Below are 23,731 nucleotides of genomic sequence, written 5' to 3' on the forward strand. Positions count from 1 at the left end.
CAACCCTACGGACCACCATGTCAGCAAAAAGTCTCTCGATGCCCCTGAGCGCTGCAGAACAGCACTGGCTTCCCTGGTTTGGCAAGACCGGCAAACTGGCCATGCGCTGGAGCTGCATGCTCAACCGCCATCGCTACGCCGCACTGGAACAAGTCTTCAGTAGCATCGCCGCTACGCGGGTGGAGATACTGCAACGCTGGACCAGCGAGCAATGGCAGCAACTGGAGAGTCTGGCCGCACAATACCCGGCCGGCATCACGCCGGACAGCGCCCTGTTGCTGCGCCGCCACCAGCTGGCACCGGACTTCTCCGAGCTGTTTCTGCTAGATGCCGACGGGGTGGTGAGCCAGTCCACGGCCAGCGGACGCTGCGGCCAACGTCACAGCCAGCCGGCGGCACTGCAACGCGGCCGCAAAAGCCGCTTTCTGCACGGCCCGTACCGCGATGTCGACACCGAGCGCATCGGGCCGTCCACCTCGCGTTTTCACGACGCCGTCACCCTGATGTTCTACCTGCCGCTGGCCGATGGCCGCTGCCTGTGCGGCCGCGTGCCCAACGATGTGCTGGGCGACCTGATCCAGCGCGAAGCCGGGCATATTTTCAGCGATTCCGGCGACAACTACCTGTTCATGGCGCGTGCCGGCTTCGACCACAGCATCGCACCGGGCACCGCGCTGTCGCGTTCGCGCTTCGAGGACAAGACCTTCTCGCTGGGCGACAACCTGAAAGATGGCATCCGCACCGGATACGGCACCGTACGCGTGCAGCAGCACACCGAGCTGGAGCTGGTTTTCAACGATCCGGCCACCGGCCACCTGCACCCGGGCGTGCGCGAAACCATCCGTAACGGCAGCAACACCTATGTGCTGTATCCGGGCTATTCCGACTACCGTCACATTCCGGTGGTTGGCCGCGGCGTGACGTTCCAGCTGCCGGGCAGCGACGACACATGGGGCATGATGTGCGAGGCCGATCTGGAGGAGGTGTACCGCAGCCGGCCGCTGAGCTACCGGCTGACCAAGCTGTATCTGCTTACCGCCATTCCCGCCGGCATGGCCGGCTGGGCACTGGACCGGACGCTGAGCGTACCGCCGGCACTCTCGCTGTTCCTGTTCTGGCTGTTGCAGGGGCTGGGCGTGCTGGCGTTTTTCTACCTTGGCGCCCGTCAGGTTACCGGCCGCGTCAGCTCGCTGATCCGCGCGGTGCGCAGCATCGCCGAAGGCGGTGGCGATCTGCGCCAGCGGCTGAACCGCAATGACACCCGCCCGGACGAGCTGACCACACTGGCCAGCTGGTTCAACAGTTTCATCGACCAGCTGGAGTGCACCCTGCGCCTGGTGCAACACTCCTCGCGCGATATCTCGGTCGCCAACCTGCAGTTGCAGCAAAGCCAGCAGGACACCACCGGCAGCGTGATGAGCGTGGTCAGCGAAATGGACAATATGATGGCGTTGCTGGCCAGCCAGCAGCACCAGATCGACCACGCCAGCCACAGCGCCAGCGACATCCGCACCCAGCTGGATCTGCTGGCAGAAGGCTCTGGCAAGCAGGTGGCGCTGATCCGCGAGCGCTCGCAAGGCATCCGCCAGTCGGTCAGCAGCTCGTCGCAAACCCTGCGCCAGCTGCAGGACAGCGCCCGCGAGATCGGCCAGATCGTGGCGGTGATCCATGACATCGCCGACCAGACCAACCTGCTGGCGCTGAATGCCGCCATCGAAGCCGCGCGCGCCGGCGAAGCCGGTCGCGGCTTTGCCGTGGTGGCCGACGAAGTGCGCAAGCTGGCCGACCGCACCGCCAGCGCCACGTTGCAGATCGGCGACATGATCGCCAGCATCCAGCAGCAGGCTACCGGTGCGGTCAACAGCATGGACAGCGGCATGCGCGAGATGGAGGACGGCTTGCAGCTGGCGGAACACACCGCCAGCGACAACGGCGACACCCAGCAGCTGATCGGCACGCTGATCGCCTCGATTGACGACATTGCCGTCGCCAGCCGCACCTATGGCGAGAAAGTGCAGCAGGTCAACACCGCCACCAGCAGCATCAGCGACGTACTGGCCCACAGCCAGTACAGTACCGAGCAGACGGCCGCTGCCAGCCAGCGCCTGGCGGCCCTGATGACGCAATTCAAGGTGGACTGATGTCCGCATCTGCGGCCAACGTGCAAGGTTGGCCGCAGTCTTGCCGACATAACCCCACCCGCCGAACAGTTGCCATTCCCCTGCTTCGCGGCTATCTTCCAGTCGCCTGTCTACTACAAACCCGAGGCGCAGCGACCCGCCCGCCCAGGAGATGAACCGCGTGAGCAAAGAAAGCCCGAAGCAACATTCAAGCGATTACCGGCTTCCGGTATCCGCCCGCATCCGCGAGCGACTGAAAGGCGCACAACGCCGTTTTCACGCCAATGACAATATTGCCGACTTCATCGAGCCGGGCGAGCTGGACGAGCTGCTGAATGAAGTCGAAGCCAAGATGCGCGACGTGCTGCAAAGCCTGGTGATCGACACCGAAAGCGATCACAACACCCAGGACACCGCCCGCCGCGTGGCCAAGATGTACCTGAACGAAGTGTTCCGTGGCCGCTATGTGCAGCAGCCACCCGTCACCGAGTTTCCCAATGCCGAACGCCTGAACGAGCTGATGATCGTCGGCCCGATCACCGTGCGCAGCGCCTGCTCCCACCACCTGTGCCCGATTCTGGGCCGCGTGTGGATCGGCGTGATGCCGAACGAGCATTCCAACCTGATCGGGCTGTCCAAGTACGCGCGCATCGCGGAATGGATCATGAACCGTCCGCAAATCCAGGAAGAAGCCGTGATCCAGCTGGCCAACACCCTGCAGGACAAGATGAGTCCGGATGGATTGGCTATCGTGATGGAAGCAGACCATTTCTGCATGCACTGGCGCGGCGTCAAAGACAATGACTCGCAAATGGTGAACAGTGTGATGCGGGGTGTGTTCCTGACCAACCCGGATCTGCGCCGCGAATTCCTGTCCCTGCTGCCGAAAAAATAAGCCAGAGAGAAATCATCATGCTCGTTCGCCTGCTCTATGCCAGCCGTAGCACCCAGCCGCACACCCAGGAACTGCTGGACGCCATTCTCACCCGCTCGCAACAGCACAACCCCGGTCACGGCATCACCGGCGTGCTGTGCTTTAGCGGCAATATTTTCATGCAGGTACTGGAAGGCGGCCGCAGCGAGGTTTCCGCCCTGTACAACCACATTGCCAGCGACCCGCGCCATCAGGGCGTGGAGCTGCTGAGCTTCGAGGAAATCGGCGAGCGCCGCTTTGCCAGCTGGACCATGGGCCAGGTCAATCTGGCCAAGGTCAACCCGTCGCTGTTGCTGCGCTACTCGGAAAAATCGCAGCTCGACCCGTTCAGCATGAGCGGTGGCAGTGCACTGGCCCTGCTGGAAGAGCTGATCGCCACTGCCTCCATCGTTGGCCGCTGTAGCCACTAAGCGCCGCAGCCTCCATCCATGTACGGCCCGACAGCCACAAGCTGTCGGGCCGTAACCATTTACGGACCCAGCATGTTGTAGTTTGCGGCATTGCTACCACACCGGGATACCAAAATGGCAACTGCATCAATGGCGGGGTGCCAGATATCAAACGACTGTAATAAAGTAGCAAAGAGTCAGGCATAGGGTGTGCTTGGTAACACCTGCATTGTCTTACCCCTACTTCTGGTCGTTGAATGGAGAAGCCTCATGCGTCGCTTTAATCCCAGCCCCGAATACCTGCAAGTACGCGCCGAAGTGCGAAGCAATGAACTGGCCGGCAAACCGATGCCGCGCACCACTCCCAAGGATGTACGCAACGCCAATGCCCGCCGCGAGATCGAGCGGCGACGGATGGAGCGCGACGCCCGCGAATAGCGGCCACAACGACCAAGGCACCCCGCGGGGTGCCTTCTGTTTTTCCGGATCACAGCAGACTACGGCGCCAGCCGCTGCGCCAGCACGACATCCAGCCCGCCCATGAACCGCTCCACGGCGCGGGTATATGCCTCGTCGGCGCCAAGCTGCTGATTGATGTCGCGATGCGACTTGGCCTGCGGCAACAGCTCTGCCCGCCCGCCCAGCTGCCGTGCCTGCGCCACAAAGTTGGCCGCATCATCGCAGGGCTTGTCAGGCCGCTGCTGCGAGCACACCGCCAGTAACGGCGGCATGGCCTGCTGCAGTTGCGCTTGCGGCGATACCAGCGCCCACGCCGCCGGATCGGTACCGAATGCCTGGTCATAGAAGCGATAGTGCGCGCGGCGCATTACCGCCGCCACATCGTAAGCAGCGCTATCCAGCGCCACCGTGCCCAGCCACGGCTGCACCCCGGCCTGCCGTTGCAACTCGCGCGACGCAGCCAGCAACGCCACCAGATGCGCGCCGGCAGAATGCCCGATCAACACCAGCTTGCGGCCATCGCCACCCCAGCGTGCCGCCTGCTGCTGTACCCAGGCCACCGCCGCCGCCACGTCCTGCACCTGCTGCAGCGGCGCGGCTTGCGGCAGCAGCCGGTAATCGACCGATACCAGCACCATGCCGCGCGGCACCCAGCGGCCTACCTTGTTCTCCACCACCGCCGCTGACTGCCGGCTGCCGGTGCGCCAGGCACCGCCATGCACCATCAGCAGCACCGGCATGCCCTGCCCGCCGTGCTGCGGCCAGTACACATCCAGCCGTTGCCGGGCGTCCGGTCCGTAAGCCAGCCCGGCGGCACTGGCAACGCCGGCCACCCGCAAGCGCCACGGCACCGCATGCTGTTCCAGCATCTGCGCCTCCAGCCGTACGGCCAACCTGTCCGCCAGCAAGCCGGCATGCGCCGTTGGCAGCACCAGCAACAATAAACAGCACAGCAAGCGAGTCGGCATCTTGTCGCTCCATGAAAAATGCCCCGTCGGCAACGGGGCATCAGTTCGGGCAATGGCGCATCAGCCTTTCAGCACTTCGGCCATCGCATCCGCTACGTATTCCACGTTGCGGCTGTTGAGACCGGCCACGCACATACGGCCGGAACGCACCAGATACACCGCGAACTCCTCGCGCAGGCGATCCACCTGCGCCGGCGTCAGACCGGTGTAGCTGAACATGCCGCGCTGCTTGATGAAGTAGCTGAAGTCGCGGCCCGGCACCTTGGCGGAAATCACCTCGTACAGTTTCTGGCGCATGGCCTTGATGCGTTCGCGCATCTCGGTCACTTCGCCCTCCCACTCGGCACGCAGCGTCGGCTCGGTCATCACCAGCACGGTGACCTGGCCGCCGTGGGTCGGCGGGCTGGAGTAGTTGCGGCGCACGGTGGCCTTCATCTGGCCCAGCACGCGCTCGGCTTCCTCGGCATCCCGGCATACCACCGACAAACCACCACAACGCTCGCCGTAGAACGACAGGTTCTTGGAGAACGAGTTGCTGACAAAGAAGCTGATGCCGGCAGCGGTCATAGCGCGGATGGCAAACGCATCGGCGTCCAGGCTGTCGCCAAAGCCCTGGTAGGCGATATCGAGGAACGGCAGCAGATCGCGCTGTTTCACTACCTCGATCACTTGCTCCCACTGCGCATTGGAGAGGTCCACACCGGTCGGGTTGTGGCAGCACGGGTGCAGCAGCACCACCGTCTTGGCCGGCAGCTGCTGGAAGCAGGCCAGCATCTCGTCGAACTTCACGCCGCCGGTGGCTGCGTCGTAGTACGGGTAGTCGTGCACCACAAAACCGGCGCCTTCGAACATCGCGCGGTGGTTGTCCCAGGTCGGGTTGCTGACCCACACTTCGCTGGCCGGGAAGTAACGCTTGAGCAGATCGGCGCCGATCTTCAGCGCGCCGGAGCCGCCGATAGTCTGGATGGTGGCGATACGGCCGGCCTTGACCGCCTCATGCCCGGCACCCCACAGCAGCGCCTGCACCGCGGCACGATAGTTGGCCGCACCTTCCATCGGCTGGTAGGAACGGGTACCGGCTACCGCTACGCGCTGCGCTTCGGCTTTCTGCACCGACGGCAGCAACGGGATGCGGCCTTCCTCGTCGTAATACAGGCCAATGCCCAGATTCACTTTCGGGCTGCGGATATCCTTGTTGAAGGTTTCAACCAGGGTCAGGATCGGGTCGCCGGCGTAGGCTTCGACATGTGCAAACATGATCTTGTGGTTTCTCTCTCGTGGAACAGTGGCCGCAGTCTGACTCAAGCTGCGACATGACGTAACAGCAGCAAACCTACCACAAAGCCCAACGCACGGCAGCCAAAACGCTCAACCCGCAGAGATTGCGCACTTAAAATTCAAGCCAATGAGAATTTACGAAAGGTAATATCAAAAAAATGTCCAAAACAACAAAGACGCCATCATTGCCAACCTACCAGGCATCATATTATTTTGCTTTAGGCATTTAATTTTAACCAAAACAAAACACCCAAACAGGGGGCACACTATTTCGTTTCTGATTTCATACCCTATTTTTGACAACACGCAATAGCCATCTCGACACCACAATAATTATCCTTCTGCCAAATAAAAAAATGCCAGCGCAAAAGCGCTGGCAACAATGTGACTGAAAGGAAAAGTAACTTAGAAAGTCACTTTCATGCCGACACCCATCCCGGTCGGGTTAGAACCGGCACCAACACCACTCAGACCAGCATTACCGAAAGTGCGGGTAGCACTGTCTTCGTTATGAATACGGGTGTAGTAAGCGTAAGTCTGGGTACGCTTGGACAGACTGTAGGTTGCACCCAAGGTCCACTGATCGGCACCATCCTTGGCACCAGAAGCAGATTCATCCAGCTTGGCATAGGCCAGATTCACACCCAGATTGCCGAATTTCTGCTCGGCACCAATAGTCCAGGCGTTCTGCTTTACGTCGCCAGAGGATTTTTCGTTCTTCTCGTGCTCGTAACCCACACCGACTTTGGTATCGCCGAAGGAGTAACCGGCAGACAGCTTCAGGAACGACTGGTCACGATCCAGACCACCTACAGCGGCGTTAGCCTGTTTGCGCAGATCGTAGCCGAGGCCGGCGACAAAATCGCCGTAGTTGTAAGTAGCGCCCAGGCTCAAGCGAGCCTTGTCGGTACGTACACCACCCACTTCGGTACGGGTTTCGTCAAAGCCGTAGGACATGCCGCCCTGCAGACCGTTATATACCGGGGAGTAGTAGCTAACCGAGTTCTGCAGACGGGAGTCCCCGCGGCAGATTACGCCTTTGTCAACACAGATGTCGCCAATAGTGTCAGCCATCGGGTTAACGATACCGGCCTTGCCCATCGACTTGTATACAGAGTCGTTATTACCCAGCAGAACCTTACCGAACTTGCCATCCAGACCAACAAAGCTGTTGCGGGTAGCAAAAGTGCCCTTGCGGGTGCCACCATCATCCATCGAGATTTCTTGCTCGATCTGCCATACGGCCTTCATGCCGTCACCCAGATCGTCCACCCCCTTGAAGCCCAGCTTGGAGGTGTTGGAGCTAACACGACCGATGGTATTGATATCGTTGGCAGCGTTGGTAGCACCAGTTGCCTTCACGCTCTCAATGGACTCGTTGATTGTGCCGTAGATGGTGACATCGGCCATGGCAAACGGGGCAATCAGCGCAGCAGAAACGGCAACAGCAAGCAGCTTTTTATTCAGCATGATACTTTCTCAACAGTGGTAGAAGATCTATCGTTTTCTTTTGAAACGATGCTGGGAATATACCCAGCCAATATGTAAAACCCGTTACACACTGATTAAATCCAGGATTATTATTGACCTGAAATGCAATAACCCCCGACCAAAAATTGGCCGGGGGTTATTAATAAGACCCTGATATTGCGGAAACTATTTTCAAATCACGGTTAAGCCGCCGCTATGCCATTCAATCCGGCGTGCCGATTTGCCACACACGCATGCGCCACTACCTCGCCCAGCACGATCACCGCCGGGCTGGCCAGACCGCTACGGGCCACGTCGGCGGCCAACGTTTGCAGGCTGGAGACGATATGGCGCTGGTCCGTACAGCCGGCGCGATGCACCACCGCTACCGGCAGGCTGGTGGCAAAGCCGGCCGTCATCAATTCATCGGCCAGGGCATCGACATTGCTCATGCCCATGTAGCACACCACGGTCAGGTTGGCTGCGGCCAGCCCCTGCCAGTCCGGACGCGTACCGTCCATGGTGTGGGCGGTCACCAGCGCCACGCCGCGCGCTACGCCACGGTGGGTCAGCGGCAGGCCCAGATCGGTGCCGGCGGCAAACGCCGCGGTGATGCCACCCACCGCCTCGACCTCGATGCCGCGTTCCGCCAGCCATGCCCATTCCTCGCCGCCACGGCCGAAGATGAACGGGTCGCCACCTTTCAGCCGCGCCACTTGCCGCCCCTGGCGGGCATAGCGCGCCATCAGCCGCAGGATAAAGTCCTGCGGCGTGGATTTGCAGCCGCCACGCTTGCCGACTTCCACGATGCGGGTACCGGGACGGGCGAACTCCAGAATATCGCGGCCAACCAAGTCATCCACCAGCCACACGTCACAGGACTGGATCACGCGCAGCGCCTTGAGCGTCAACAGTTCCGCATCACCGGGACCGGCGCCTACCAACCATACCTTGCCATTCATGCTGCTTCCTTTACGTGTGCGGGCGGCTGAGCCGACCGGCCAGGCTGCCACAATACCGAATGCAAAAAGTTCTGCCAGACCGATTTTTTATAACCAAATAGCCATATCAGCCTTATGCCATGCACAGCCGCTTCAGCTCCGGCACACAGGAGCCGCAGCCGGTGCCGCAGCGCAGCTCGCGCTTGAGGCCATCCACATCCAGCCCGCGCTGGATGCCGGCGCAGATGGCATCCTCGCGCACCCCTTCGCAGGCACACACCACCCGTGCCCGTACCGCGCCCGGTGCGCGCCCCAGCAGCAGAGCGGCCAGGCTTGCCGGCGCCTCGCCGCCATCCAGCCAGGCCGTCAGCGCCTCGTCGGCACGCACATCGCCGGCCAGCACGAAACCCAGCGGCGTCTTGCCGGCCAGCCACACCCGGCGCAGCACGCCGCGCGCCGGATCGTCGAACGCCGCCTGCATCGCCTCTGCCGGCAGCAGGCGGGCAGCCAGCTCGGCCAGTTGCTCGCCGGATGGCGCACTGGCGGCCGCCAGCCGCAGCCGCAGATGCTCGGCACCATTCAGGCTCACCGGCACCGCCACCGCATAGGCAAACTCGGCGCGCAGGGCGTCCAGCTGCGGGCGCAGCGTCGGCACGTCGCCGCGCAACAGCAGCGTCGCGCGCCACGGCAGCCTGGCCGGCTCCACGCTGACGGCGGCCAACTTCAGTTCCGGCTGTTTCGATTGCGGGTCCAGCGCGCGACTGGTCAGCGCGTTGATGCCCTGCCCGCCCAGCGCCACCGCACCCCAGTGCATGGGGATGAACGCCACGCCGGCGCGCAGGCTGTCATCGGCCTGCACCGGCAGATAAATGGCGCCACGCTTGTTGCGCACCTTCACCAGCTCGCCGGCCTGCAGCTTGTGGCGCTGCATGTCGCGCGGATGCATGGATAGCGCTGGCTCTTCCACATGCCGGGTCAGCGTCGGCACCAGCGCGGTGCGGCTCATGGTGTGCCAGTGGTCGCGCAAACGGCCGGTGGTGAGGCGGATCGGAAAATGCGCCGACACCTTGTCGGATGCCGTGCGCCAGCCCACGTCGAGGAACTGCGCGCGGCCGGAGGCGGTGGCGAACACGCCGTCTTGATACAGTCGGCTGCGGCCAACCTTGCCGTCGAACGGCCATTGCTGCGGGCCAGCGGCATCGAGAATGGCGTAGCTTAGGCGGCTGTAATCCAGATCGCGGCCGGCGGTGGTGGCGGCATGCTCGGCAAACACCGCAGCGCCATCGGCAAACACGAATTTGCTGACGTGCTGCGGTGCGATGCTGGCGGCCAACCTTTGCGCCACCGCGGCGACGATGCGCCAGTCCTCGCGCGCCTCGCCCGGCGGCGGCAGCGCGGCGCGCACGCGGCTGATGCGGCGCTCGCTATTGGTGACCGTGCCCTCTTTCTCCGGCCAGGTGGCGGCCGGCAACACGATGTCGGCGAACGCCAGCGTCTCACCGCCGGCAAAAGCTTCCTGCACGATCACGCACTCCACCTGCTGCAGCGCCTTGCGCACCAGCGCCTGGTCCGGCAACGAGTGCGCCGGGTTGGTACAGGCGATCCACAACACCTTGATCTTGCCGGCGGCGGCCGCCTCGAACATCTCGATCGCCGGCAGTCCCGGTTGCGCCGGCAGCGCCGGCACGTCCCACAGCGCCGCCACTTCTGCGCGGTGCGCGGCATTGCCCGGTTCACGATGCCCCGGCAGCACGGTGGCCAGGCCGCCCACCTCGCGCCCGCCCATGGCATTGGGCTGGCCGGTGAGCGAAAACGGGCCGGCGCCCGGCTTGCCGATGTGGCCGGTAGCCAGATGCAAATGGATCAGCGCCGCGTTCTTGTCGCTGCCGTTGCTGTACTGGTTCAGGCCCATGGTGTAACAGGACAGCGTGGCCGGACTCTGCGCGAACCAGCGTGCTGCGGTGACGATGTCGTCTTCGTGCACGCCGCACAGCTCGCTGGCGGCGCGCGGGGTGAATTCGCGCAGCCGCTGGCGCAGCGCGGCAAAGCCCTCGGTGTGCTGCGCGATGTAATCGCGGTCGATCAGCTCTTCCCAGATCATCACGTTAAGCATGGCGTGGAACAGCGCCACGTCGCTGCCCGGCAGCACCGGCAGGTACAGGTCGGCGATGCTGGCGGTGTCAGTGCAGCGCGGGTCGGCGACGATGATTTTCATCTGCGGGTTGGCCGCCTTGGCTTCTTCCAGCCGGCGGAACAGTACCGGATGGGCATGCGCCATATTGGAGCCGGCAATGAACACGCAGCCGGCGTGATCGAAGTCCTCGTAACAGGCCGGCGGCGCATCGGCGCCCAGCGTCAGCTTGTAGCCGGTTACCGCACTGGACATGCACAGCCGCGAGTTGGTGTCGATGTTGTTGCTGCCCACCAGGCCACGCGCCAGCTTGTTGAACAGGTAGTAGTCCTCGGTCAGCAGCTGGCCGGAGAGATAGAACGCTACCGAATCCGGACCGTGCTCGCGGATCGCCGCCGCCAGCTTGTCGCTGACCGCGTCCAGCGCAACATCCCAGCTCACGGCGTGCGCCGACTCGCCCTTGCCCAGCCGCAAGGTTGGCCGCAACAGCCGCGCCGACAGCCGGCCGGTGGTGGCGCCCAGGGTGCGGCCCTTGCTGCACAGGCGGCCGAAGTTGGCCGGATGCTGCTCGTCACCGGCCACCGTGACGCTGCCGTCAGCCTGCGGCGTGACGCGCACGCCGCAGCCGGTGCCGCAGTAGCAGCAGATGGAGGAGACAGTGTTGTATTGTCCCGTTGTTGCTGTCATGTCGAGTCTCCTTGCGGCCAACCTTGCCTGCCGGTTGCGAATGTCAGTCCAGCGCCAGATACACGGTGCCGGCTTCCTGCTTTAGTGCGATGTGGCCGGTGCAGCCTTCGTCCGGCGCACAGGCCTGGCCGGTGGCCAGGTCGATGTGCCAGTTGTGCAGCGGGCAGGCCACGCTGCGGCCGGAGACGATGCCCTGCGACAGCGGGCCGCCCTTGTGCGGGCAGCGGTCGTGCAGCGCGAACAGCTGGTCATCGATGGTGCGGAAGATGGCGATATCCACCTTGCCCTCGCGCTTCAGCACGCGGGCGCCCTGCGACGGGATGTCGGCCAGTTGGCAGACGGCTTTCCATTCGGACATGGTTGTTTCCTTTGCGGGATTGCGGCCTCCGGCAGTGGCCGGAGGCACGGCATTACACGGTAAGCGGCGCGAATTCGTGGCTGGCCACGCCCTTGGCGTAGCGCTCGGCCCACGGGTCCTGCTCGAAGGACAGCGCGAACTTCAGCCGCGCATACAGTTCGCTGCGGCCAACCTCGTCCTGCAGCACGCGCTGCTTGATGAAGTCCATGCCGACGCGCTGCAGGAAGTGCACGGTGCGCTCCAGGTAGAACGCCTCCTCGCGGTACAGCTGCAGGAAGGCGCCGCTGTACTCCATCACCTCCTCGCGGGTTTTCACCTTGCAGAAGAACTCGGCCACCTCGGTCTTGATGCCGCCGTTGCCGCCGATGTACAGCTCCCAACCGGAATCGACACCAATGATGCCCACGTCCTTGATGCCGGATTCGGCGCAGTTGCGCGGGCAGCCGGACACTGCCAGCTTGACCTTGGCCGGGCTCCACATGCCGAACAGGTCTTTTTCCAGGTCGATACCCATCTGGGTGGAATCCTGGGTGCCGAAGCGGCAAAACTCGCTGCCGACGCAGGTTTTCACCGTGCGCAAGGATTTGCCGTAGGCGTGGCCGGACGGCATGTCCAGCTCCTGCCATACCTTGGGCAGGTCTTCCTTCTTCACCCCCAGCAAGTCGATACGTTGGCCGCCGGTGACCTTCACCATCGGGATGTCGTACTTGTCGGCCACGTCGGCGATGCGGCGCAGCTCCGACGGGTTGGTGACGCCGCCCCACATCCGCGGCACCACCGAGTAGGTACCGTCCTTCTGGATGTTGGCGTGCACGCGCTCGTTGATGAAACGCGACTGCGGGTCGTCCTTGGCCTCGCCCGGCCAGGTGGAGATCAGGTAGTAGTTCACCGCCGGGCGGCAGCTGGCACAGCCGTCCGGGCTGCGCCACGCCAGCTCGCGGAAGGTGTCGGCCAGGCTGGTGAGGTGCTTGTCACGGATGGCCTGGCGCAGTTGGCCGTGGGTCATGTCGGAGCAGCCGCAGATGGCTTTTTCCGATTTCGGCTTCACATCGGCGGCGCCGCCGACGCAGTTGATCAAAATCTGCTCCACCAGCCCGCTGCAGGAGCCGCAGGAGCTGGCCGCCTTGGTGTGCTTCTTCACGTCGTCGACGGTAAACAGCCCTTTCTCCTGGATCGCCTTGACGATGCTGCCCTTGCACACGCCGTTGCAGCCGCACACTTCGGCCTCATCCGGCATGCCCATGGCGCGGTTCTGCCCCTGGTGGCCGGTGTCGCCGATGGCGCCCTCGCCCAGCATCAGCTGGTCACGGATTTCATGCACCGCGTGGCCTTCGCGGATCAGGCGGAAATACCAGCCGCCGTCGGCGGTATCGCCATACAGGCAGGCGCCGACCAGCTTGTCGTCTTTCACCACCAGTTTCTTGTACACGCCGCCCATCGGGTCGGACAGGGTGATCTGCTCGCAGCCGTCAGTGCCGGTGAAATCGCCGGCGGAGAACACATCGATACCGGTGACCTTGAGCTTGGTGGAGGTGGCCGCCGGCACATAGCGGGCGATGCCGAAGTTGGCCAGATGGTTGGCCGCCACCTTGGCCATGTCGAACAGCGGCGCCACCAGCCCATAGCTGACGCCACGGTGGCTGACGCACTCGCCTACCGCGTACACCCGCGGGTCGAAGGTCTGCAGCGAATCGTTGACCACCACGCCTCGGTCACAGTGCAGGCCGGACTGCTCGGCCAGCGTGTAGTTGGGGCGGATGCCCACCGCCATCACCACCAGGTCGGCCGGTACCGCGTCGCCATCCTTGAAGCGCACCGCACACACGCGGCCGCTCTCGCCCTGCACCAGCTCGGCAGTCTGCTTCTGCAGCAGGAATTTCAGCCCCTTGGCTTCCAGGCTCTGTTGCAGCAGTTGCGCCGCGGTCTTGTCCAGCTGGCGATCCAGCAGCCATTCGCCCAGGTGCACCACGGTCACGTCCATGCCGCGTGCCAGCAGGCCGTTGGCCGCTTCCAGCCCCAGCAGGCCGCCACCGATCACCACCGCGTGGCGATGACAGCCAGCAGCGTCGATCATCTGGTTGACGTCGGCGATGTCGCGGAAGGTCACCACCCCCGGCAGGTCCTTGCCCGGCACCGGCAGGATGAACGGATTGGAGCCGGTGGCCAGCAGCAGGCGGTCATACGGCACCGCGGTGCCATCGGCAGCGCGCACCACGCGGCGGCCGCGGTCGATTTCCACCACCGGCTTGCCCAGATGCAGGGTGATGCCGTTGTCGGCATACCAGTCGACATCGTTGAGCATGATTTCCGGCAGCGTCTGCTCGCCGGTCAGTACCGGCGACAGCATGATGCGGTTGTAGTTGGCGTGCGGCTCGGCGCCGAACACGGTGATGTCGTAGGCATCGGGCGCCAGCTTCAGCAGCTCTTCCAGTGTGCGCACCCCGGCCATGCCATTGCCCACCATGACCAATTTCTGTTTGTCCATCGCGTTGCATCCTTTCTTGCCGGCTGCACCACCGCGGCCTTGCTGCGGTACAGACCAAAAAAAAAGCCCGCCACCGTGGGTTACCCCACGGCAGCGGACCTCTTTGTCCCGCTCCTGTACCGCCATTGGCACAAGAGACCTTTACGTAACACTGTATTAGCAACCGCCGTGCCAGCTTGCCGCCCCTGCCGGATGGCGTTTGCGGCCACGCTTTGGCTTGCTTTGGTGCAATGCGGCACGAAAACGGTGAAAACGCACCACACCGGCACCGGCCGGCGCAAAAAACCCCGGCATGCCGGGGAAAGGGGAAACGGTTAACTAGTGCAGCAGCAGCGCGTACAGCAGCAGCAGGTTGAGCAGCAACGACACCAGCGCCACCCGCCGCCACAGCCGCATCGACAGCCGTTCGGCCCACGGCACATGCTGGCGTGCAGCCACCGGCTGGCTGTCGCCGCGCTCCAGCGCCAGACGGAACTCCTCGGCGGTCTCGAAGCGCCGCGCCGCATCCGGGTCCACTGCCTTGGCCAGCAGCCGCTCCAGCCACAGCGGCACATCCGGCCGGTAACGGCTCACCGGCTGCGGGGTACCGAAATGCGGCCGCTGGAAGGCCTCGATCTCGCCGTACGGATAGCGGCCGCACAGCAGCCAGTACAGGGTGACGCCCAGCGCGTACAGGTCACTGCCGGCATCGGCGGCGATGCCGTCAAACAATTGCGGCGCCATGAACGACGGCGTGCCGACCCGCTCGCCCTGCGCCTCGCCGCTGATGCCGGCGCACCAGGCCACGCCCAGGTCCAGCAGCCGCAGCTGGCCATCGCGGCCAAGGTGCACGTTGTCGGGTTTCACGTCGCGATGCACGATGCCCAGCCGGTGCAGCGTGGCCAGCGCGCGCGACAGCGCCAGCCCGGTCAGCACCACTTCGGCGACGCTGCTCTGGCCAGCCGCCGCGCGCTGCGTCAGGGTCTGGCCGTCGTACCAGCGCAGCAGGTAATACAGGTGGCTGCGCGCCGGCAGCGGCGCCACCTCGGCAAAATACGGCGAGCTGACGCGGCGTTGCAGCCATTCTTCCACCAGCAGCGCCTGCGCCGCCTCGCGGTCGCCCGCCAGCGTGGCCGGCAGCGTCTTCAGCACCCAGTGCCGGCCGGCGACATCGCTGACGCGGTAAGCGAGGCCGGATGGCGAGGCATGCAGCTTGTCTTCTACTTTCAAGCCTTCGAACTGCTGGCCGGCACGCAAGGGCGGCGGCGGTAGCAGCGCCTCGCCGCGCGAGAATTCGTCGCCAAGGTTGGCCGCCGGCAGTTCGTCCACCCGCACCACCAGCGCCGACAGGTTGTCCTGGCTGCCAGCCGCCAGCGCCGCCTCCACCAATACGTTGGCCGCACGCTGCGGATCGGCATGCAACCGCAGCAACTCGTCGATGCGCAGATCGCCCAGCTCGTTCCAGATGCCGTCGCACAGCAGCGCGAACACCTCGCCCGGCTGCAGGTCACCATCGCTGAAATCCGCCACCACGTGGGCATCCAGCCCCATGCCGCGCTTGAGCACATGCCGCAGCGACGGTTCTTCCCACACGTGATCGACCGTCAGGCAGCGCAGGCCATCCCTGCCGAGTCGGTAGACACGGCAGTCACCGACGTGCGCCACGGTAAAACGCCGCCCGCGCAGCACCAGCACCGACAGCGTGGCCACCAGCGAGCGACCCTGGCTGCGCAGCCAGCGGTTGTGTGCGTCCAGCAGCCGGTCCAGCGCGGCCGAGACTTCCCAGGTTTCCGGCGTGGCGTAGTAGTCGGCGCACACCGCGCGCACGCTGGAACTGGCGGCCAACTTGCCGTCGGCGCAACCGGAGACACCATCGGCCAGCGCGAACAAGGCCCCCTTGCCGGTCAACACCTCAGCGTCCGGCAGGCACCAGCCCAGCGCGTCTTCGTTGCGCTCGCGCCGGCCTGCCTCGCTACAGTGGCCGACTTGCAGTTGCAAGGCCATCGTCCCTCCTTGCATGCCCGATGGCATGCTCCGCTCAAATGCAGCGAGGGCAGCGGCGCCTTGCCGTGCCCACTGCTGCACTCCGGATTAGCGGGCGGCAGGCGCCGCCCGTTTCCTGCATTACACCCGGGCTGCCGTGACGCTGGACGAGCCCCAGGTAGTGCGCCAGCGCAGTTTCACTGCGAACAGCCCGACCCAGGCCACCAGTCCCAGCGCGGCGAACAGCCACAGCCCAACCTGGTAGTTGCCGGTGTGCTGCTTGGCCATGCCGAGGCCAGCGGCCAGCAGGAAGCCGCCGATACCGCCGGCCATGCCGATCAGGCCGGTCATCACGCCGATTTCCTTGCGGAAGCGTTGCGGCACCAGCTGGAATACCGCGCCGTTACCACAACCCAGCGCCAGCATGGCACCGACAAACAACGCCAGCGCCACGGTGGCCTGCGGCAGATTGAAGCCGACTACGGCGATCAGCGCGGCGGCCACGGTATACACCACCAGCAGGGTGCGGATGCCACCGATGCGATCGGCCAGCGCGCCCCCCAGCGGACGCATCATCGAGCCGGCGAACACGCAGGCCGCGGTGTAGTAGCCAGCGCTGACCGCGCTGAGACCATACTGGTCATGAAAGTAGCCGGGCAGCGCGCTGGCAAGGCCGGAGAAACCGCCGAAGGTCATGCAGTAGAAAAACATGAACCACCAGCTGTCCTTGTCACCCAGCACGCGCAAGTAATCGGCCATCGCCTTGGGGGCCGGACGTTGCGGTGCGTTCTTGGCAAACAGGCAGAACAGCACGAAGACGATGGATACCGGCAGCAACGCCATCAGGAATACCGACTCCCAGCCGAATGCTGCGGCCAACCCCGGCGCCAGCAAGGCGGCAAACACCGTGCCGGAGTTACCGGCACCGGCGATCCCCATCGCCGTACCCTGGTGCTCCTGCGGATACCACTGCGATGCCAGCGGCAGCGCAACGGCAAAAGAAGCGCCGGCAACACCGAGGAACAAGCCCAGTATCAAGGCCTGCTCCAGACTGTGAATGCCCAGCAGCCAGGCGCCACCCAGTGCCAGCATCACCACCACCTGCCCCAGAATGCCGGCCGTCTTGGCCGAGAAGTGATCCACCAGCAGCCCCATGCCGAAGCGCAGCACCGCGCCGGCAAGAATGGGGGTCGCCACCATCAGACCGCGTTGTTGCGCGGTCAGATGCAGGGTATCGGCGATCTGGATCGCCAATGGCCCCAGGATGTACCACACCATGAATGAGAGATCGAAATACAGAAACGCCATCAGCAGCGTCGGGGTATGCCCCGCCTTCCAGAATGCCTTGTTCATTGCATTGCTCCCTACCAGTCGTCGCCACAAAACGAAAAAAGGCCCGCGACACAGCATGGATTGCTGCGCAGCGGACCTCGTTGTCCGGTCCTGGCGCCGCCATTGGCAACCAGGTCAGTGCCGGTTACTTAGCAAGCAGCGTGCCTGCTGCAAGGCAGCATTTTTTGCGGTTTTGGGGTTATCCCTGCCAGAAACTGGTGCAGCGGCGCACCGCGGCAAGGCTTTTTGCGCGGAGATGGCGCATTTGTAACAAATCGATAGCAAGATTTATTCTCGTTGATATTTGCACTACAATTGCCGCCACAACCAACCGTACCTGACCGGAGTAAACCATGCGCAAAGTTGCCGCTGCCCTCGTTCTTGCTTCCATCGCCCTGTCTGCTGCCGCTGCCGACAATCTGGTAAAGATCACCGCCAACGAAAACGGCTTCACGCCGGCCCAGCTGGAAGTGACCGCCGGTCAGGCATTCGTGATCGAAGTGCAGAACACCGGCAAGAAGGCCGTGGAATTCGAAAGCAAGCAGCTGCACGTGGAAAAAGTGATCGCCGCCGGTAAAACCGCGCAGGTCAAGGTTCGCGCCCTGAAGGCCGGCAGCTACAAGTTCTTCGACGAATTCAACGAAGACAAAGCCAAAGGCACTGTTGTCGCCAAATAATCAGCAGGTGAATCATGGGTAACGCGCTCTTCATCGTCTGGCGGGAAACCGTCGAAGCCATGCTGGTCGTGGGCATTCTGCATAGCTGGCTGAAACAGCATGGTCACGGCACCGGCATGCGCTACCTGTGGGGTGGCGTGGCGGCGGGTGTGGCGCTGGCCATCATGCTGGCCTTCGCCATTGTCGGCATTGCCAATGTGCTGTCCGATACCGGACTGGAATACTTCCAGCTGGGCATGGTCAGCGTTGCCGCGGTGCTGATCGTGCAGATGGTGTTCTGGATGCGTGCCCATGGTCGCAAGCTCAAGCGCGAGCTGGAAAGCAGCCTGGCACAGGCGCAACAGCAAGCCAACTGGTGGGGCATGCTGGTCGTGGTGGCACTGGCGGTGGCACGCGAAAGCTCTGAAGCGGTGGTCTTCCTCTACGGGCTGGGCACCGGCGAAGGCGGCAACCCGCTGTTCTGGCTGATGCTGCCGTTGGGCGTGGCGCTGGCCTGGGCAACGTTCTGGCTGTTGCAGCAAAGCAGCCGCATCCTGACCTGGCAGCGTTTTTTCCGCATCAGCGAAGTTTTGCTGCTGTTGCTGGCCGCATCGCTGCTGGTCAACGCCTGCGAGCGCGCCATCAATCTGGACCTGCTGCCGGCGCTGCTGGACCCGGTGTGGGATAGCAGCTCGCTGCTGAACGACAACGGTAGCTTCGGCGGCTTCCTCGCCACCTTTACCGGCTACCGCGCGCAGCCGGCACTAAGCGTGGTGATGGCTTACGCCCTGTTCTGGAGCAGCGTGCTGTTCGGTCTGCGTCGCCAGTCACGCTGATACTGCTTGCCGCAATAAAAAAACCGGGCCGATGCCCGGTTTTTTTATTGCCACAGCGCTGGACTGCGACTGCCCTCCCACTCCGCCATGGTCGCCCCGCGCACCGTAAACGAAGCCGCGTAGCCCGCCGGATCGCGGCCATCCCACATCGCGCCATCGACCAGCGTGCTGCTGCGCATGCTGCTGGAAGGCATCGCCACCCCCGCCAGCGCCGCCGCCTGCTGGTACAGCGCCAGCTGGTTGATCTGGCGGGCAACGGCGAGGTAATCCGGCTCCTCGCGCAGCAAGCCCCAGCGCCGGTACTGGGTGAGGAACCACATGCCATCTGACAGATAGGGGTAATTCACCCGCCCCTCGTCGAAGCACTTCAGCCCGCCGGCCACACAGTTGCCGGACAAGCCGGCCTGCAACACCGCGGCAGAGAATGGCAAACCGGCATGCTCGGCCAGCAAGGCAACCACGGTATCGCGATTGCGCACATCGTCGACAAAGCGCGAGGCATCCAGCAAGGCGGCAGTCAGCGCCACGGCGGTGGCAGGGTTGGCCGCCACCCATTCGGCAGTGGCTCCCAGTACTTTTTCCGGATGATCCGGCCAGATGGCACCGCTGCTGGTCACGGTAAAGCCGACCCCCTCGGCCGCGGCCACGCTATGCCACGGCTCGCCGGCGCAATAGCCGTCGATTTGCCCGCCGCGCAGCGCCGCCACCATCAGCGGCGGAGGCACCACGGTGGTTTTTACCTGCGCCAGCGGATGGATGCCATGCGCCGCCAGCCAGTAGTACAGCCACATGGCATGGGTGCCGGTCGGAAAGGTCTGGGCAAAGGTGAACTGCCGTGGCTGGCGCTCGATCAGCCGCGCCAGTTCGGCGCCATCGCGCACACCCTCTGCGGCCAACTGCCCGGCCAGGGTGATGCCCTGGCCGTTCTGATTGAGCGTCATCAGTACCGCCATATCCTTCTGCAGCCCGCCCAGCCCCAGATGTACGCCATAGATCAGGCCATACAAGGCCTGCGAGGCATCCAGCTCCCCGGTCACCAGCTTGTCGCGCACCGCGGCCCAGCTCGCCTCGCGACACGGCTCGATGGTGATGCCATAGCGTTTGTCGAACCCCAGCGCGGCCGCCACGATCACTGCGACACAGTCGGTCAGCGGCAGGTAACCCACCTTGACCACGGTTTTCTCCGGTTTACCTACCGGCATGCTGTTAGCGGCAATCAATGCGTGTACTCCTTGTCTGTGCCCATGCCTATACGGCGTGGGCAAGCGGTGGCGCGCGCCAGCATGGTGCATGGCAGCACCATGACGCAGCAGGCCGCCATTGTCAGTTCTGCAGCCACTCGGCCAGGCTGATGATTTCCTGCGCCACTTCCGCCAGTTTTTTCTGCTGTTTCATGGCGCGCTCACGCAGCTGCTTGTAGGCGGTCTGCTCGTCCAGACCCTTCATCTGCATCAGCAGACCCTTGGCTTTTTCGATGACTTTGCGGTCGGCCAGCTGGCGCTGGGCATCGGCCAGTTCGGCCCGCCGCGATTGTTCTATCTGGTGACGCGCAATCGCCACCTCCAGCAGTGCCTGGATGCGGCTGGATTCCACTTCGCCCACCACATAGGCCGCCACACCGGCCTGCAGCGCGGCGCGGATGGTGTCGCGGTTATCGTTGCCGGTAAACATCACCACCGGCTGGCCATGCTGGTCACCCATCACGCAGACCTGCTCCAGCATGTCGCGCGACGGAGCATCGCTGTCGATCAGCACCACATCCGGACGTGCCGCCGCCAGCACATCGGCCAGGTGCAGGTTGGCCTCGACCTCGGCCACCACGCGCACGCCGGCTGCGGCCAACGCCTGTTTCAGCGCCGCCGCCTTGCCCGAGCCATCGTTAACCAGCATTACCGTCAGCACCGCCTGGATCCTTGTCTGCGTCTTTTGCATAGCCAGATACAGCAAGCGGCATGCCACCCTGGGTGACATGCCGCTGCAGACAGCCGGAAACCGTGCGTCAGCTCGCCAGCACTACCTGGTTACGCCCCTGATGCTTGGCGCGATACAGCGCCGAATCGGCACGCCGCAACCAGTGATCGACATCGGCATCGTCATGCCGGGCCATGGCAACTCCGATACTGATGGTCAATTGCAGCTTGCTCTCGCCCTCGCTGATCAGCGCGGCGGCAACCCGCTGGCGCACCCGCTCGGCCACTTCCAGCGCGGTTTCGCAATCACAGCCGCGCAGCAGCAGCACAAACTCCTCGCCGCCGAAGCGCCCCGCCAGATCGCTATTGCGCACCTCGCGCCGCAGCAACGCCGCCACGGCAAGAATGGCCTTGTCGCCGGCCATATGGCCATGCTGGTCGTTGATGTGCTTGAACAGATCGATATCCAGCATCAGCAAGGCGGCTTCCTCGTCACTGCGCCGGCGGCTGAGCCAGCACTCGGTCAGCGCACGATTGGTACTCTGCCGGTTGGCCAACCCCGTCAGCCCGTCGGTGCGGGCCTGCTCCGCCAACTCGGCGTTGGCCTCGCCCAGCTGTGCCAGCAGCTGGTTATTGGTGCGGTGCCAGTGCAGGAACATCTGGTAGCCGAACATGCCCATGAACACCGAGACAAAGGCAATCACCCAGAAAAACGCCCAGATCATTGCCGCCAGCCGCTCTGCGGCGAAACTCAGCTTGGCCACCGAGTTGCTGTGCATCTCGCTTTGCACGCTCTCGGTACCCAGCCAGATGGTGGCCAGCGCGTAGATCAGCACGCCGGCAATCAGGGCGCCCATCAGTTGCAGCACCAGCTTGCGCGACTCGGTAGGCTGTATCGACAGCAGCGGCCGGTGCCGGCGCAGCCACTGCTCGACCCGCGGCCAGGTTAGCGCCAGCAGCGGCAGCACGATAAACACGTTCTGCAGGAAATTGCCCAGCCACCAGCCCTGCCAGATGGCGAACAGCGCTACCGTATCGAGCTGGTTGGTATAAGACCACACCAAAGCGGCCGCCGAGCTGAACATGCAGCCCACAAAGGCCATCTGCAGGAAAAACACCAGCGAGCGCCAGGAGTACAGGGAACAGGGCATGGCAATGGCACGGTAGCCCAGCACCATCACGCCCAGTCCGATGGGGTTGCCACAGGCAAACAGCAGCGCCCAGTACCAGGGCATGCCGGCATACAGCGCCAGCGTCAGCGTGGAAAGGTAGGCCGGCACCGCACCCCAGCCCCAGCCGAAGCACAACGCCCACCAGGTACAGATCAGCAGCGGCGGATAGATGGTGACATAGAGCGGCACGCCGCCGAAGCCCACCGCCAGCCCGGACCAGGCATAGAGCACCGAGGCCATCCCCAACGCAATGCTAAGCAAAATGGATAGCAGCCAGACGGAGAAGAAAGTAAGCTTTTGCTCGCCTGTGCCATTACGCCACAAACGCCGGAAGCTGACGCTATGGTACGCGTCAGCCATATCGGCAATATCGGACAGCGGTGTTTCGGCGCTCAACGTCATGACACGATTTCTGGTGGCGGTTTGCAACAGACTGACAGCCCAGCATGCAAATTGCAATTCAAAAGCGCTGGCAAATCCAGTTTCTTTATTAAGTTAAAACACGGCCGACACAAAAACACCCCCAAAACCCGTTGCCGGAGGTAAACCAGCCGGCAACACGCTACGCCGGCGGCAAGCAATGCCTATATCATGCCGCCACCGGATCACAAGGAAAACACTGCATGACTACCCTGCAACGCTGCGGCTGGTGCGGCGACGACGCGCAATACATTGCCTATCACGACGAGGAGTGGGGACGCCCGGTGCACGACGAGCACAAGCTGTTCGAGATGCTGATACTGGAAGGCGCCCAGGCCGGACTGTCATGGATCACCATCCTGCGAAAGCGCGACAACTACCGCCGCGTATTCCACGACTTCGACCCGGTCAAGGTCGCCGCCATGACCGCTGGCGACGTGGAGCGCCTGCTGCTGGATCCGGGCATCGTACGTAACCGGCTGAAAGTGAACAGCGCCATCCGCAATGCCCGCGTATTTCTTGCCATGCAGCAGCAATACGGCAGTTTTGCCGGCTGGCTGTGGCAACACGTTGACGGCCAGCCGGTCGTCAATCACTGGGGCAGCCTGAGCGAGTGCCCGGCCAGCACACCACTGTCGGACCGCATCAGCAAGGCATTGAAAAAGCACGGCATGAATTTTGTCGGCAGCACGGTGATTTACGCTTTCCTGCAGGCCACCGGCGTGGTGAACGACCACCTTACCGGCTGCCCCTGCCATCCGCGACATCACGCGCCACAGTAACAAGGTTGGCCGCACGCCCGCAGGCTGCGGCCAACCTTCAGCCTGCCTGTTGGCGGCTTACGCCAGCTCCAGCAAGTGGACGTCCAGCGCGCCGTTGTCGTCGGCCACTTCCTGGCCGAATTCCATGATGGTGTCGTCATCCGGATCGCTGTGCCAGTTGACGGTCACATAGTTGCCCGCCACCGCGGCGGCATTCAAGCGCTCGAAGATGGCCAGGATCGCCTTGGTACTGGCGCTGTTGAAGTAGGCCAGCTGCACGTCCACGGTGATGTGGCTGCGCTGCTGCTGCGCCAGATAGTTATGCAGTGCGTTCATGATCGGCTCGAAAAACACCGCGGCGTTTTCCGGATAGCACTCGCCCTTCAGCGCCAGGCGGTGGGCGGCAAAATCGAAGTTCACTTCCGGACTGAAGCTGGTGGCAGCGAGATAAATGTTTTGCAT

General features: G+C 63.6%; 20 protein-coding genes. 7 read left to right on the top strand and 13 right to left on the bottom strand.

Translation table 11 applies throughout. From position 1 onward, the window contains the following. Window positions 1-38 precede the first annotated feature (38 nt). The 4 genes from HU218_RS07130 to HU218_RS07145 all read left to right on the top strand — a co-directional run bounded on the left by HU218_RS07130 (window position 39) and on the right by HU218_RS07145 (window position 3,881). Window positions 39-2,141, top strand: coding sequence for a methyl-accepting chemotaxis protein (locus HU218_RS07130; RefSeq protein ID WP_246210792.1), 2,103 nt, complete (start codon window positions 39-41; stop codon window positions 2,139-2,141). A gap of 160 nt (window positions 2,142-2,301) precedes the next feature. Next, the gene (gene folE / locus HU218_RS07135) at window positions 2,302-3,015 is read left to right on the top strand and encodes a GTP cyclohydrolase I (protein WP_425509246.1); all 714 of its coding nucleotides are present in this window, start codon (window positions 2,302-2,304) and stop codon (window positions 3,013-3,015) included. A gap of 17 nt (window positions 3,016-3,032) precedes the next feature. Then, window positions 3,033-3,464: a BLUF domain-containing protein gene (locus HU218_RS07140; RefSeq protein ID WP_174874249.1), complete on the top strand. Its 432-nt coding sequence runs from the start codon at window positions 3,033-3,035 to the stop codon at window positions 3,462-3,464. Window positions 3,465-3,713: 249 nt separating this feature from the next. Beyond that, a complete protein-coding gene (locus HU218_RS07145) occupies window positions 3,714-3,881 on the top strand; it encodes a hypothetical protein (RefSeq protein ID WP_174874250.1) in 168 nt (55 codons plus the stop codon). A 59-nt stretch (window positions 3,882-3,940) separates the two neighbouring features. On the opposite strand, the gene HU218_RS07150 is transcribed toward HU218_RS07145, so the two are convergent. The 9 genes from HU218_RS07150 to HU218_RS07190 all read right to left on the bottom strand — a co-directional run bounded on the left by HU218_RS07150 (window position 3,941) and on the right by HU218_RS07190 (window position 17,535). After that, complete coding sequence (locus HU218_RS07150; RefSeq protein WP_174874251.1) at window positions 3,941-4,870, bottom strand: alpha/beta hydrolase; 930 nt, start codon at window positions 4,868-4,870, stop codon at window positions 3,941-3,943. Between the two features lie 60 nt (window positions 4,871-4,930). Further along, a complete protein-coding gene (locus HU218_RS07155; protein ID WP_174874252.1) occupies window positions 4,931-6,127 on the bottom strand; it encodes an amino acid aminotransferase in 1,197 nt (398 codons plus the stop codon). Window positions 6,128-6,553: 426 nt separating this feature from the next. Beyond that, window positions 6,554-7,618 (bottom strand): porin, encoded by a 1,065-nt coding sequence (locus HU218_RS07160; protein ID WP_246210794.1) that lies wholly within the window; start codon window positions 7,616-7,618, stop codon window positions 6,554-6,556. A gap of 203 nt (window positions 7,619-7,821) precedes the next feature. Then, window positions 7,822-8,580 carry a uroporphyrinogen-III C-methyltransferase gene (gene cobA / locus HU218_RS07165; protein WP_174874253.1) on the bottom strand — a complete coding sequence of 253 codons (759 nt, stop codon included), beginning with the start codon at window positions 8,578-8,580 and terminating at the stop codon, window positions 7,822-7,824. 112 nt (window positions 8,581-8,692) lie between these two features. Further along, window positions 8,693-11,377 carry a nitrate reductase gene (locus HU218_RS07170; RefSeq protein ID WP_174874254.1) on the bottom strand — a complete coding sequence of 895 codons (2,685 nt, stop codon included), beginning with the start codon at window positions 11,375-11,377 and terminating at the stop codon, window positions 8,693-8,695. A 43-nt stretch (window positions 11,378-11,420) separates the two neighbouring features. Continuing rightward, window positions 11,421-11,735: a nitrite reductase small subunit NirD gene (gene nirD / locus HU218_RS07175; RefSeq protein WP_174874255.1), complete on the bottom strand. Its 315-nt coding sequence runs from the start codon at window positions 11,733-11,735 to the stop codon at window positions 11,421-11,423. Between the two features lie 52 nt (window positions 11,736-11,787). Beyond that, a complete protein-coding gene (gene nirB / locus HU218_RS07180) occupies window positions 11,788-14,220 on the bottom strand; it encodes a nitrite reductase large subunit NirB (protein WP_174874256.1) in 2,433 nt (810 codons plus the stop codon). Window positions 14,221-14,538: 318 nt separating this feature from the next. Beyond that, on the bottom strand, window positions 14,539-16,203 hold the full coding sequence (locus tag HU218_RS07185; RefSeq protein WP_174874257.1) for a bifunctional protein-serine/threonine kinase/phosphatase: 1,665 nt from the start codon (window positions 16,201-16,203) through the stop codon (window positions 14,539-14,541). 120 nt (window positions 16,204-16,323) lie between these two features. After that, the gene (locus HU218_RS07190; protein WP_174874258.1) at window positions 16,324-17,535 is read right to left on the bottom strand and encodes a nitrate/nitrite transporter; all 1,212 of its coding nucleotides are present in this window, start codon (window positions 17,533-17,535) and stop codon (window positions 16,324-16,326) included. A 332-nt stretch (window positions 17,536-17,867) separates the two neighbouring features. Between HU218_RS07190 and HU218_RS07195 the strand changes: the two genes are divergently transcribed. Beyond that, window positions 17,868-18,191, top strand: coding sequence for a cupredoxin domain-containing protein (locus HU218_RS07195; protein WP_174874259.1), 324 nt, complete (start codon window positions 17,868-17,870; stop codon window positions 18,189-18,191). A 14-nt stretch (window positions 18,192-18,205) separates the two neighbouring features. Continuing rightward, window positions 18,206-19,006 (top strand): FTR1 family iron permease, encoded by an 801-nt coding sequence (locus HU218_RS07200; RefSeq protein ID WP_174874260.1) that lies wholly within the window; start codon window positions 18,206-18,208, stop codon window positions 19,004-19,006. A gap of 44 nt (window positions 19,007-19,050) precedes the next feature. On the opposite strand, the gene HU218_RS07205 is transcribed toward HU218_RS07200, so the two are convergent. The 3 genes from HU218_RS07205 to HU218_RS07215 form a co-directional block, all read right to left on the bottom strand. After that, window positions 19,051-20,226 (bottom strand): CmpA/NrtA family ABC transporter substrate-binding protein, encoded by a 1,176-nt coding sequence (locus HU218_RS07205; protein WP_246210796.1) that lies wholly within the window; start codon window positions 20,224-20,226, stop codon window positions 19,051-19,053. 103 nt (window positions 20,227-20,329) lie between these two features. Next, entirely contained in the window at window positions 20,330-20,938 is a 609-nt protein-coding gene (locus HU218_RS07210; protein ID WP_217450748.1) for an ANTAR domain-containing response regulator, read from the bottom strand. Window positions 20,939-21,005: 67 nt separating this feature from the next. Next, the gene (locus HU218_RS07215; protein WP_174874262.1) at window positions 21,006-22,490 is read right to left on the bottom strand and encodes a GGDEF domain-containing protein; all 1,485 of its coding nucleotides are present in this window, start codon (window positions 22,488-22,490) and stop codon (window positions 21,006-21,008) included. 221 nt (window positions 22,491-22,711) lie between these two features. Between HU218_RS07215 and HU218_RS07220 the strand changes: the two genes are divergently transcribed. Next, the gene (locus HU218_RS07220) at window positions 22,712-23,290 is read left to right on the top strand and encodes a DNA-3-methyladenine glycosylase I (RefSeq protein ID WP_174874263.1); all 579 of its coding nucleotides are present in this window, start codon (window positions 22,712-22,714) and stop codon (window positions 23,288-23,290) included. Between the two features lie 57 nt (window positions 23,291-23,347). Here the strand turns inward: HU218_RS07220 and HU218_RS07225 are convergent, their stop codons facing one another. Continuing rightward, a complete protein-coding gene (locus HU218_RS07225) occupies window positions 23,348-23,731 on the bottom strand; it encodes a DUF1987 domain-containing protein (protein ID WP_174874264.1) in 384 nt (127 codons plus the stop codon).

The sequence above is a fragment of the Vogesella oryzae genome (assembly GCF_902829295.1).
Taxonomy (GTDB): Bacteria; Pseudomonadota; Gammaproteobacteria; order Burkholderiales; family Chromobacteriaceae; genus Vogesella; species Vogesella oryzae.